Annotated in this window: 7 protein-coding genes; 5 read left to right on the forward strand and 2 right to left on the reverse strand. The window is 68.2% G+C overall.

The features are described from left to right. Nucleotides 1-6: 6 nt before the first annotated feature. Nucleotides 7-312, reverse strand: a complete 306-nt coding sequence (locus AAID08_RS05825; RefSeq protein WP_054501658.1) for a hypothetical protein — start codon at nucleotides 310-312, stop codon at nucleotides 7-9. Between the two features lie 256 nt (nucleotides 313-568). Between AAID08_RS05825 and AAID08_RS05830 the strand changes: the two genes are divergently transcribed. From AAID08_RS05830 to AAID08_RS05840, 3 genes are all read left to right on the forward strand, one after another. Beyond that, a complete protein-coding gene (locus tag AAID08_RS05830; RefSeq protein ID WP_064524612.1) occupies nucleotides 569-2,212 on the forward strand; it encodes a methyl-accepting chemotaxis protein in 1,644 nt (547 codons plus the stop codon). A 204-nt stretch (nucleotides 2,213-2,416) separates the two neighbouring features. Continuing rightward, nucleotides 2,417-3,016: a nitroreductase family protein gene (locus AAID08_RS05835; protein ID WP_064524610.1), complete on the forward strand. Its 600-nt coding sequence runs from the start codon at nucleotides 2,417-2,419 to the stop codon at nucleotides 3,014-3,016. 207 nt (nucleotides 3,017-3,223) lie between these two features. Next, nucleotides 3,224-3,838 carry a hypothetical protein gene (locus tag AAID08_RS05840; protein ID WP_395757450.1) on the forward strand — a complete coding sequence of 205 codons (615 nt, stop codon included), beginning with the start codon at nucleotides 3,224-3,226 and terminating at the stop codon, nucleotides 3,836-3,838. 14 nt (nucleotides 3,839-3,852) lie between these two features. On the opposite strand, the gene AAID08_RS05845 is transcribed toward AAID08_RS05840, so the two are convergent. Further along, nucleotides 3,853-4,785 (reverse strand): hypothetical protein, encoded by a 933-nt coding sequence (locus AAID08_RS05845; RefSeq protein WP_054501655.1) that lies wholly within the window; start codon nucleotides 4,783-4,785, stop codon nucleotides 3,853-3,855. A gap of 299 nt (nucleotides 4,786-5,084) precedes the next feature. On the opposite strand from AAID08_RS05845, the gene AAID08_RS05850 reads away from it, so the two are divergent. Together AAID08_RS05850 and AAID08_RS05855 are read left to right on the forward strand one after the other, a co-directional pair. Then, nucleotides 5,085-11,072 (forward strand): DUF3320 domain-containing protein, encoded by a 5,988-nt coding sequence (locus tag AAID08_RS05850; protein WP_395757451.1) that lies wholly within the window; start codon nucleotides 5,085-5,087, stop codon nucleotides 11,070-11,072. 400 nt (nucleotides 11,073-11,472) lie between these two features. Beyond that, a complete protein-coding gene (locus AAID08_RS05855) occupies nucleotides 11,473-12,201 on the forward strand; it encodes a DUF4377 domain-containing protein (protein WP_395757452.1) in 729 nt (242 codons plus the stop codon). Nucleotides 12,202-12,336: the final 135 nt, after the last annotated feature.

Consider the following 12,336-nt stretch of genomic DNA (forward strand, 5'->3'; position numbering starts at 1 on the left):
ACGCCGCTATCGCAGGTGGTGGCCGAAGACGATGGCCGCCACCACGAAGGTGATGGCGCCCGCCGCCGCCAGCCAGTTAGCTCGCCTGGCCGCCAGGGCGTCGCGCCGCGCCATGCCGATCAGCGCCGCGACCAGGGACCACAGCGCCGTGAACGCCAGCAGGGTCAGCGTGTAGACGAAGTTCGACAGATCGTACCCGCCGCCTCCGATGGAGGGATGGCCGGCGCTTCTCGGCCAGAGCAGGGCGACATGCCAGCCCACGATCACGACGAACACGGCAAGCCAGATCTGGAATCGTCGGTCTTTCAGCATCGATGGGATCTCCGGGTTGGCAGGCGCCTAGTCTGACACCGATGCGCCAGCGCCGAAACCCGCCGGCGTGCGGGCACCGGGCGCCACCGCCACCACCTTGCATGCGAGCCGCAGGTCCCTGCGGGCGGCGTTCACGCCATGGACAAGGGTGTTTATTTGCAACAATAGTTATATATAATTAATTATTAATGGTTAATAGTTTTTATAAATCAATCAAATAGGCATTTCCGGTCCGCCGGCTGCCGCAGGAGCTTTCATGCAGGACTCCCATTCCCCCTCACGCACCCTGCGCAGCACGGGCGGCCTGATCATGCTCGGATTCACCGTGGTTCTCTGCCTGATGGTGTTGCTGACCGTGGTCGGCATCACCCAGGTGAACCGGATGAATGGCGCGTTGACCGCCATCAACGACGTCCATGGCGTCAAGCAGCGCTACGCCATTACCTTCCGCGGCAGCGTCCATGACCGTTCGATCGCGCTGCGCGACGCGGTGTTGGCCAATCCCGCCGAGCTGCATGCATTGGTGGCTGACATCGAGCGCCTGAAGCGCCAATATGACGAGGCGGCCGTGCCGATGGACGCCCTGTTCGTGCAGGGCGCCGATGTGTCAGACCAGGAACGCGAGACCCTGGCCGGCATCAAGGACGTCGAGACGCGCACGCTGCCCGTGGTGCAGCGCCTGCTGACGGCGCTGGAGCGGGGCGATACCGCCCAGGCGCGGCCCTTGCTGGACCAGGCGCGGCCGCTGTTCGTGCAGTGGCTTGCGGCCATCAACCGCATGATCGACCTGGAAGAGCGCCTGATGAAGGATCAGAGCGACATGGCGCGCCGCGTGGGGATCGACTTCCAGCAACTGATGCTGGCCCTGACCGGCGCCGCCATCCTGCTGGGCGCGGGCCTGGCCTGGCTGATTGCCCGCCGCATCACCCGCGCTTTGGGCGCGGAACCGGCCGCGCTCAAGCGCATCGCGCAGTCCGTCAGCGCCGGCGACCTGGCCAGCCCGATCGCGGTCAAACCGGGTGACGAGAGCAGCATCCTGGCGACGCTGGCGGGCATGCAGCGCAACCTGGCCTCGGTGGTCGGCGGCGTGCGTCAGCATGCCGACGCGGTGTCGGTGGTGAGCGTACAACTTGCCGAGGGCAATGCCGACCTGTCGACCCGCACCAGCGACGAGGCCCGCGCCCTGCGCCAGACCGCCGACTCGATGGAAGAGCTGACCGGCGCGGTCAAGCGCAATGCGCACGACGCGCAGGAAGCCGGCGTCATGGCGGGGCAGGCCATGGATGCCGCGCGGCAAGGCAGCCAGACCATGCATGCCGTCGTCGACACGATGGAGCATCTTTCCAGGGCATCGGCGCAGATTTCCGAGATCACGTCGGTGATCGAGGGCATCGCGTTCCAGACCAACATCCTGGCGTTGAACGCCGCGGTCGAGGCCGCGCGCGCGGGCGAGCAGGGCAAGGGCTTTGCCGTGGTCGCCAGCGAAGTGCGCTCGCTGGCGCAGCGCTCGGCCACCGCGGCCAAGGAAATCAACACGCTGATCAGCCAGTCGGCCGAAACCGTGCGCCAGGGCGTCGAGCGAGTCGGCGCCGCCGGGGAAACCATGGATCTGATCCTGGACTCGATCACCCAGACCACCGCGACCATGCACGGCATCGTGCAGGCCTCGGTCGAGCAGACCGGCCGCATCGAGCACGTGGCGCGGGTGATCGCGCAGTTGGATGAGGACACGCAAAAGAATGCGCAGCGCGTCGAGGAAGCCTCTGCCGGCGCCGAAGCGTTGCGCGAGCAGGCCGCCGACCTGCGGCAGGCGGTCTCGGCGTTCCGCGTGGGGGGAGCGAGCGCCACGGCCGGGGCCCGTATCGCGTCAGCGGGCAACGGACGGCTATTGCCGGTGTGATCGCATCGCCGCCGCCGGCGGGCGGCCCAGGCGGTCGACGCCAGCGCCATCCTCCCCCTCGAGGGCCATTCGCCACAAAACTGGAACAGTTTGTTCCGGGGAAAAGCGCCTTTTTGTGGCCCGGAAAGGTGGCCGCTCGCGGCCTCGGCCGTTAGAATTTGCTCACTCCTCACCCTCTATCTACCAGTCGAAAGGCATATCCTCATGAGCAACGCATATATCGACGCACTGAAGAAGCGCCGCACGCAGTATTCGCTGGGCCGTAACCTGTCCGCCTCGAAAGAGGAACTGGCGACCCTGATCCAGGAAGCGATCAAGCACAGCCCCTCGTCGTTCAATTCGCAGAGCTCGCGCGCCGTGATCCTGTTTGGCGCCGAAAGCGACAAGCTGTGGAACCTGGCCATCGAGGAAGTGCGCAAGGTCGCTCCGGCCGAAGGCTTCGACAAGACCGAAGCCAAGCTCAAGAGCTTTGCCGCTGGCGTGGGCACCGTGCTGTTCTTCGAAGACCAGGACGTGGTGCGTAGCCTGCAAGAGAAATTCGCGCTGTACGCCGACAACTTCCCGGTGTGGTCGGAACAGGCGGGCGGCATGGCCCAGTTGTCGGTCTGGACCGCGCTGGCCAACGCTGGCGTGGGCGCCAGCCTGCAACACTACAATCCCCTGATCGACGCCGCCGTGGCGCGCGAGTGGAACGTCCCGGCAAGCTGGAAGCTGCGCGCGCAGATGCCGTTCGGCTCGAACGAAAACGGCTTCGGCGAAAAGGGCTTCATGGACGACGCCGAGCGTTTCCGCGTGATCGGCTGATCCGGCGGGCGCCTGGCGCGCCCGGCTTCGGACCGCAAGACCCGCACATCCCGTTCACGGGGTCTGCGGGTTTTTTCATGCAATGCGTGCGCCCGGCATGGGTCGGGAAAACCCGCGGGCCCTGCGGACACGCCAGCGGCCTGGGGCCTGCCGGGGCTGCGGACAGGCATAATCCGAGGTTTTGTCCGTATCCAGAAAGGCCCTGCCGTGACCGACGCCGTACCCATCAGCCAAGCCGACTACGACCTGCCGCTCGAGACGCTGGAGGCCCATCTGCTGGCGCAGCGCCAGCGCGCCGCCGACGTGGTCAACGCGGCCACGCGCACGTGGACCTGGATCCGCCATGGGTCGTTTGTCGCGTCCATCGTCATCGTCGGCATCGAGAAGCTGACCACCGGCAAGGTGGGCGCCCATACCGCCGTGTTTGCCAGCGTGATGCTGTTGATGGCGCTGAGCTTCATCGCCGCCGCCAAGACGCGCCGCATCATCAAGGGCCTGGGCAACGGCCAGCCCACGCCCAAGTGGGTGCTCAAGCGCATGATCCGCAAGACCATCTTCAAGGGCGCCGCCAGCCTGAAGGGATCGGCGCGTTTTTATGCGGACCGCTTCGTGCTGGATCAGAATGGCAGCCATTTCGAGTCCGCCTACGAGAACGACAAGATCGAATTGATCGCGCTGACGCCGGATTATCTGCAGATCATTCCGGTGCAGCGCCAGGACGTGCCGGACGAGGTGTATTTCATTCCGCTGGCGCAGGTCAGCCAGCCCGAGGAACTGCTGAAGTTCCTGGGCGGCAAACCGAATTACGTGGATGCGGCCTGAGGGCCGGAGCGGGTCTACTCGTAGGCCCGCTTCTGCGTTGACCACTTGAACGTGCGCTTCCACTTGCCGCCCTGCTGGCGCAACTGGATGTCGAAGTAGCCGCCGGTCTTGCCCGGCAGCATCACCAGCGCGTTGCTGGCGTCGGATTCGTCGTGTTCGCGCGTGCCGTCCGGGTTCCAGTCGCCGGCGATGCTCTTGACGAACGACATGGGCTGGGCGAACACCACTTCCAGGGCCGCGCCCTCGATGCGGAACAGGTACAGCGCCTCGAAGTCGGCGCCGCCGCCAGCGTAGCCTTCGCTCCAGCCGGCGCGCAGGCCGAAGGCGGTGGCGTCGGGGGAGATCCGGTAGGGCGCCAGGTCGAAGCGCTTCCAGCTTTCAGGCGTGGACAGCATCGGCGCGCCGGCATCCTGCATCGCCAGGTCCATGGGCGGGTCGATGTCGGTGTCGCTCCAGTCCGTCGGCGTCGTCACCGGCGCCTCGGTGCGGGCCACCAGCCGGGGCGCCGCGCCGGGCGCCGATTCGAATACCCCGACCCACACTTCATTCTTGTCCTGGTCGCGCGACAGGTTGGCGCAATCGCCGCCGCCGAACTGCTTGAGCCGTTCCGCGCGTTCGGCGCTGGCCGCCAGGCACACCAGCGCGACATAGGATCCGGGGCGCTGCGGCCAGGCCTTGGCGCCGGCCACGAGCAGGCGCTTGGGATTCTGGCCGGGCGCGAGCTCCTGCAGCAGGAACGCGTCGCTGAAGCCCGGCGGCAGTTGCGCGCCCAGGCCGTCGGGCCGGGGCGCGCCGCTCATCTGGCTGTCGTACATCTTGCGGGCGTCCTGCGTCTTGATGGCGCCGGGCACCTGGTCCAGGGATTGCACCCGGGTGTCGGCGCGCGCCATCGGGGCGTGCAGGGCAAGGGCCAGCGGGCAGAGCAGCAAAGCGGCGCGGATACGCATCGGCGTGGCCCGGCGGCGAGCCGGGCGGTAGTGGGGTTGCGCGATTATCGCTGAACGCCGCTGACACGCCGCCGTCGGCGTCAGTCTGTTTTCCAGCTCCCCCTTCTTGAAGATCGCGCGGCCCTCGGCGCAGGCGAGGTAATCGATGAAGGCCTGCGCCCGCGGGTTGGCAGGGGGGGGCGTGGCGCGCGGGCGGCGCAGCTTCCGCCTGCTGTGAACGTTGGGGGCGGCCGCGAATATTCCCTCGATTCGGTCTATAGTCCCTGCCCAATGGCGATGAACCGAGCAGAGAGCGATCGATGGACAAGCGACTAGAGCTGGAACCCGCGGCGATTCAGGAAGGCGCGGCGCATGCCACCGGGCCGGCCGGCCCGGCCCCGGGCACGCCAGACGCGGTCGCGATCGAGATCGAGGCCGATCCGACGCTGGGCTACGCGTCGATCCAGAACGCGGTGCCGGTCCTGCGCTCGCTGCGACTGATCAACCGCTCGCAGGAGACGTTCGAGGACGTCGAGGTCCACATCCGTTGCAATCCGGCCTTCGCGCAGCCCGTGCGGCTGCGCTTCGACGCGCTGGTGCCGGGCGAAATCCGCCGCATCGCGCCGCTGGACCTGACGCCCGACCATGCCTACCTGGCCGAGCTGCAGGAGGCGCAGCGCGCCGCCATCGAGGTGACGGCGCAGGCCGATGGGCGCGAAGTGGGCCGGGCCTCGCAGGCTGTGGCCGTGCTGGCCTACGACCAGTGGGCCGGCACGCGCGCCCTGCCGGAACTGCTGGCCGCGTTTTCCATGCCCAACAACCCGGCCGTGGATGTCTTGATCGGCAAGGCCGCCCGGCTGCTGCGCGAGCAGCACAACGACCTGACCATGAACGGCTACCAGTCCAAGAGCCGAGACGTGGTCTGGAAGCAGGTGTCGGCCATCTACAGCACGCTGGCGGCCGAATCGCTGCATTACGCCGAGCCGCCCGCGTCGTTCGGCGTCGACGGCCAAAAGATCCGCACGCCCGACCGCATCCTGGAGGCCCGCGTGGCCACCTGCCTGGATCTGGCGATGTTGTTCTCGTCCTGCCTGGAGCAGGCCGGGCTGCGCCCCGTGATCCTGATGAAGGAAGGCCACGCCTGGGTGGGCGTGTGGCTGCATCCGGCCTGCTTCGCCGATCCGCTGACCGACGACGTGCAGGCCGTGCGCAAACGCGTGGACAGCGGCGAATTCCTGGCGTTCGAAACCACGGGCATCGCCCAGCATCCGAATTTCCGGCCGTCGCTGCGGCTGGCGTTGGAACAGGGCGCGGCCCACCTGCGTGAAGACGAGGCTTTCCGCTATGCCATCGACGTGCATCGCGCACGCGAATTGCAGATCAAGCCGCTGCCGTCGCGCGCCGGCGCCACGGCGCCGGAGGGGGGCGACGCCACCGAGGCGCCCGCAGCGATCGAGCCGACGCCCGACCTGCCGCCGCTGGACCCGGAATTCGTCATCAGCCTGGAGCCGGCCGACGACAGCCCCGAAGGCCGCCTGGCCAAATGGAAGTCGCGCCTGCTGGATCTGACGCTGCGCAACCGGCTGCTGAATTTCAAGAACACCAAGTCGACGTTGCCGCTGGTGGCGCCCGACCTGGGCCGCCTGGAAGACGCCATTGCCGATGGCAGCGAGTTCCGAATCCGTCCGTTGCCGGCAGCCTTGATGGAGGGCGGCGATCCGCGCGTGGCGCAGGTGCATGTCGACCGTGGCGGCCGCGCACCGCTGGACGACATGGCGCTGGAGGCCCTGGGCAACCAGGAGCTGATCGCGCGCGTGCCGCAGGAGGCGCTGGATGCCAACCTGCTGACCCTCTTCGGCGCCGCGCGCACCGGGCTGGAGGAGGGGGGCGCCAATACGCTGTACCTGGCGATGGGCATGTTGCGCTGGACCGAGCATCCCGCCGCCGAGAGCGCCCACCTGGCGCCGCTGATCCTGATGCCGGTGTCGCTGCAGCGCCAGTCGGTGCGCAGCGGTTTCCGGCTGCTGCGGCATGACGATGAGACCATCATCAATCCGACCTTGTTGCAGATGCTGCGCAACAACTACGAGCTGCGCATCCCCGGCCTGGACGTGCTGCCGACCGACGACAAGGGCGTGGATGTGGCGCGAGTGCTGCAGGCGTTCCGACTGGCGGTGCGCGAGATCGCCGGTTGGGAAGTGCTGGAGCAGGTGCATCTGGGGATCTTCTCGTTCACCAAGTACCTGATGTGGAAGGACTTGCAGGATCGCAGCGGCCAGCTCAAGGCCAACCGCGTGGTGCGGCACCTGATCGACCATCCCGGCCAGGCCTTTGCGCAGGAGCCCTGGGATCCGCGTTTCGAGCGCCTGGACGACAGCTACCGGCCGCAGGACCTGTTGACGCCGCTGCTGTCGGATTCCTCGCAATTGAAGGCGATCTGCGCGGTGGACGCCGGCCGCGACCTGGTGCTGGAAGGCCCGCCCGGCACCGGCAAGAGCCAGACCATCACCAACCTGATCGCGCACCTGCTGGCGCGCGGCAAGACGGTGCTGTTCGTGTCGGAGAAAATGGCGGCGCTGGAGGTGGTGCACCGGCGCCTGGCCAACATCGGGCTGGCGCCGTTCTGCCTGGAGCTGCATTCGTCCAAGGCGCGCAAATCCGAAGTGCTGCAGCAGCTTGGCCGGGCGCTGGAACTGGGTGGCCAGCGCACCAGCGAGGAGTGGAACCGCGAGGCCGAACGCCTGGGCGTGCTGCGCCAGGAGCTGAACGGACTGGTCGAAGCGCTGCACCAGCGTCACGCCAATGGCCTGACGGTCTATGACGCCATCGGCACCTGCATCCTGCACGCTGGCCGGGAGGCGTCGCCGATGTACTGGCCCGATGCCCAGGCGCACGACGAGAAGGACCTGGAGCGGCTGCGCGAGGCGGCGCGGCGCATGTCGACGTTGTCCGGCGAGCTGGGAGCGCTGCACGGCCACGCGCTGGCGCACATCGGCATGACCGAGTGGAGCCCGAGCTGGCAGGACGCGCTGCTGGCGGCGGCTCAGGCGCTGGACGAGGCGGTGGACGCGTTCAAGACCTGCGTGGAGGCCGCTGGCGAGGAACTGGGCGTGCCGGCCGCGGGCTTGAGCCTGGACGCCTACGCGCGCCTGGACACGCTGATCGACGTCCTGCTGGCCGCGCCGCAGGTGCCCGCCGGCCTGGCCGCGCAGGCGCATGACCCGGCCGCGCGCCTGCGGGTGCAGGCCCTGGCCCGCCATGGCCTGGCGCGCAATGCGCATTGGGCCGAGGTCGGCGCGCAATGGCAGGCGCGCCTGGCGGACCTGGACGCGGCGGCGCTGCGGGCGCAATGGCAGGCCGCCTGCGCCGCCTGGTGGCCCAAGTCGGTCTTCGCCAGGCGTGGGGTGTGCAAACGCCTGGCGGCGCTGCGCGTCGATGCGCGCCGTCCGGACGACGCCGCCATTGCCGCGATGCTGGAACCGCTGGCGCGGGTCAACGCCGAGGACCGCGAACTGGCGGCGCTCAAGGCCGATGCCGAGCGGCTGTTGCAGAATGACTATGCCGGCCTGGACACGGATTGGGAGCAGGTCGGGCGCCACGAGCAGTGGGCCGAACGTTTCGCCGAGGCGGTCACGCTGATGGCCGGCGACCCGGCCACGGCGTCCGCGCTGCGCACGCGCCTGCAGCCGCTGGTGGGCGAGAACCGCGCCTTGCTGCAGCCGGGCGCCGCGCTCGGCCAGCGCCTGCTCGACGCCCGCAACGCGTGGCGCGGGCTGCGCGATCAACTGGCCGTGGTGGAGGCGCTGGCGCATCCCGCCGCGCCGTTGGCAGGCCTGCCGCAGGACAGCGGCGCGCTCGAACGCCTCCAGGGCGTGCTGGCCGGATGGCGGCTCAACAGACAGAGCCTGATGCCGTGGTGCGTCTGGCGCCAGGCGCGCGAACAGGCGGTTGGCATGCAGTTGCAGGGGCTTGTGGCCACGCTGGAGGCGGGGCGCGTGCCGCTGGCCGGGGTCGAGGCGCATTTCGAATTCAGTTATCGCAACTGGTGGGTCAAGAAGGTCATTGACCGGTCGTCGTTGCTGCGTTCGTTCTCCAGCGCCGACCACGATCGCAAGATCCGCGAGTTCCGCCTGGCCGACGACCGCTTCCAGCAGCTCACCTCGGCCTATATCGCGGCATTGCTGGCCGGCAAGGTGCCTGCCAACAATGCCGTCCTGGTCAGTCCCGACAGTGAGCTGGGCCTGTTGCGCCGCGAACTGCAGAAGAAGACGCGCCACGTGCCGGTGCGCCAGCTCATGCAGCGCCTGCCTTCGCTGCTGCCGCGCCTCAAGCCCTGCCTGTTGATGTCGCCGCTGTCCGTCGCGCAATACCTGGATGCCGGTCACTCGCAGTTCGACGTGGTGGTGTTCGACGAGGCCTCGCAGATTCCGGTGTGGGATTCGATCGGCGCCATCGCGCGCGGCCAGCAACTGGTGGTGGTGGGCGATACCAAGCAGTTGCCGCCCACCAGTTTCTTCAGCAAGTCCGCCAACGATGACGACGGCGCCGGCGACGATGGCCAGGTGGAAGACCTGGAGAGCATCCTGGACGAGTGCCTGGGCGCCGACATGAACCGCCTGCGGCTGCAGTGGCATTACCGCAGTCGCCACGAAAGCCTTATCACGTTCAGCAACGTGACCTACTACGATTCGCAGTTGATCACCTTCCCGTCGCCGGTCACCGACGACGTGGCGGTGCGGCTGGAACGCGTGGCCGGCGTCTACGACCGCGGCGGCAGCCGCAGCAACCGCGCCGAGGCCGAGGCCATCGTCCAGGGCATTGAGCAGCATTACCTGGATCCGGCGCGCCGCCGCCAGAGCCTGGGCGTGGTGACGTTCAACCAGCCGCAGCAGTCGCTCATCGAAACCCTGCTGGACGCGCGCCGGCGCGCCAATGCCGCCCTGGACAAGGCGATTTCGGCGCAGGCGCGCGAGCCGCTGTTTATCAAGAATCTTGAGAACGTGCAGGGCGACGAACGCGACGTGATCTATTTCTCGATCACTTATGGTCCGGACGCGGCCGGCAAGATGACGATGAACTTCGGCCCGCTCAATGGCGAAGGCGGCCATCGCCGCCTGAACGTGGCGATCTCGCGGGCCCGCGAAGGCGTGGTGATCTACAGCACGCTGCTGCCGCAGCAGATCGACCTGTCGCGCGTGCGCGCCGCCGGCGTGCGCGACCTGAAGCATTACCTGGAGTTTGCGTTGAAGGGGCCGCGCGCGCTGGTGGAACAGTCGCTGCCCACCGGCCGCGAACCCGACAGCCCCTTCGAGACCCAGGTCATCAAGGTGCTGCGCGAGCGCGGCTGGGTGGTGCATCCGCAGGTCGGCTGCTCGGGCTACCGCATCGACATGGGCGTGGTCGATCCGCGCGCGCCTGGCCGCTACCTGCTGGGCATCGAGTGCGATGGCCGCGCCTACCACGCCGGCGCCACCGCGCGCGACCGCGACCGGCTGCGGCAAGTGGTGCTGGAAGGCCTGGGGTGGCGCCTGCACCGGATCTGGTCGACCGACTGGTGGATCAATCCCGAACGCGAAGTGGAAAAGCTGCTGGCGCGCCTGGAGGCGGAACTGGCGCGCGAGGAGGAGGAGGCCGCGCCGGAACCGGAAGTCGCGCCCGAGGCGCCGGACGCCGCGGACGACGACGTGGCATTCAGCATCACCACCGAGGGCGAGGCGCAGCCGCGCCAGGCCGATCCGGCAGGCGCGCCGGCGAGTGGCATCGAGACCTACGCGGTGGCCGCGCTGCCAGCGGGCGATGCGCAGGCGTTCTACGTCCAGGCCAGCAACGCGCGGCTGAGCGCCGAATTGCGCCAGGTGATCGAGACCGAAGGCCCCTTGCCGGAAAGCGTGCTGCATCGCCGGGTGGCGCGGGCCTGGGGCCTGGAGCGCACCGGCACGCGCATCGTCGAGCGCCTGCGGCAACTGACGCCGGCAGACAGCGGCCGCACGCAAGAAGGCGAGGTCACGTTCCTCTGGCCCGCGGGCACGCGGGCGGCGGACTGGGCGGGCTTTCGCGGCGCGGGCGACGATGAGGCCTCGCGCCGCCGCGTCGACGACGTCTGCCTGGAGGAACTGGCCAACGGCGTGCTGCGGGTGCTGGCCATGACCGGCAACGCCCCGCGCGCGGATGTGATCAAGTCGGTCTGCCGCCTGCTGGGCCAGTCGCGCACCCCGGCGGACGCCGAGGCGCGGTTGGGCCTGGCGCTGGCGGCGCTGCTGGCGCAAGGCCGGGTGCGCGAGGAGGCGGGGATGCTGCGGGTGGATTGAGGCGCCGCGGCGCGCCGCGGGCAAGAAAGAACGCCGCAAAACTCCGCATCACTGCGTGCAATGTTGCGGTTTGCGCGACGCGTAAGTGTCAGTCTGTAATCACACGGCGGGACGCGAGCGGCCCGCGCCGCGCCATTCGTGGCGCCGCCGCAGGGGCGGCGCGGGGCGGACGCAGCCTTTGGTGTCAGCTTGTGTTCAATCGGACGGCAAGATTTTGATACGTCAGTGGGCAGGACCCGCCCATTTCGTCCATGGCGCGGACGTAGAATCGCGGTTTTCATCAGTGCCACACGGCTGATAGGAACAAACCATGAAGAAAACGATTCTCCTGGCGTCGGTCTGCGCCGCCTTGCTGCAGGCTTGCGCACCGGTTTCCCACACTGGCGAAGGATCTTCCACCATGTCCACCTCTTCCTCGACGCCCGCCGCCAACGCATTGAGCCTGCCGGCCTACCACTGGCGCCTGGCGTCCGCCACCGATGCCTCGGGCAAGGCCATCCCCGCCTTGCAGAAGGGCATCGAACAACCGCTGCGCCTGTCGTTCTCGGCCGATGGCATGAACATCCGCGGCGGCTGCAACACGCAGTTCGGCGGCTACACGTATAAGGACGGCGTGCTGCATGTCGCCAACCTCGCTTCGACGATGAAGGCGTGCGAACCCGGCCTGATGAAACTGGATGCCGAGATCGGCCAGCGCCTGAAGGGCGACCTGCGCGCCACGCTCAGCGGCGAGTCCACCGAACCGGCCCTGGAACTGGTGGCGCAGGACGGCAGCGTGCTGAAGTTCGTCGGCGAGCCGACGCCGGAAACCCTGTACGGCAGCGCCGGCGAGATCATGTTCCTGGAAGTGGCGCCCAAGCGCGCCGATTGCAGCCATCCCATGATCCCGCGCTACCAGTGCCTGATGGTGCGCGAGCGCCGCTACAACGAGGCCGGTGTGCAACTGCCGCCGCAGGAGGACTGGCATCCGCTGTACCAGTCGATCGAAGGCTACGATCACCGCGACGGCGTGCGCACCGTGCTGCGCGTCAAGCGCTACGACTGGAAGAACCCGCCGGCCGACGCGCCCTCGAAGGTGTACGTGCTGGACATGGTGGTCGAGCAGGACGCCTCGGGCAAGAAGAAGTAAACGCCGGCCGTGCCCATTCGGGCGCGGTGTCTCAAGCGGCTCCCCGCGCGCCGCGATCGCGGAAAGGGAAGGGAAGGAGGCGGATTGAACGCCTTCATCAATAATGATTACAATTCCCATTCCCGAAATACTCAA

Origin of the sequence: Achromobacter sp. EB05 (assembly GCF_044232075.1) — a bacterium.
Classification (GTDB): domain Bacteria; phylum Pseudomonadota; class Gammaproteobacteria; order Burkholderiales; family Burkholderiaceae_B; genus Achromobacter; species Achromobacter dolens.

Excerpts from the sequence above, each read along its gene's own strand:
- AAID08_RS05825 (WP_054501658.1), bottom strand. The coding sequence starts at position 312 with ATGCTGAAAGACCGACGATTCCAGATCTGGCTTGCCGTGTTCGTCGTG.
- AAID08_RS05830 (WP_064524612.1), top strand. The coding sequence starts at position 569 with ATGCAGGACTCCCATTCCCCCTCACGCACCCTGCGCAGCACGGGCGGC.
- AAID08_RS05855 (WP_395757452.1), top strand. The coding sequence starts at position 11,473 with ATGTCCACCTCTTCCTCGACGCCCGCCGCCAACGCATTGAGCCTGCCG.
- AAID08_RS05850 (WP_395757451.1), top strand. The coding sequence starts at position 5,085 with ATGGACAAGCGACTAGAGCTGGAACCCGCGGCGATTCAGGAAGGCGCG.
- AAID08_RS05835 (WP_064524610.1), top strand. The coding sequence starts at position 2,417 with ATGAGCAACGCATATATCGACGCACTGAAGAAGCGCCGCACGCAGTAT.
- AAID08_RS05845 (WP_054501655.1), bottom strand. The coding sequence starts at position 4,785 with ATGCGTATCCGCGCCGCTTTGCTGCTCTGCCCGCTGGCCCTTGCCCTG.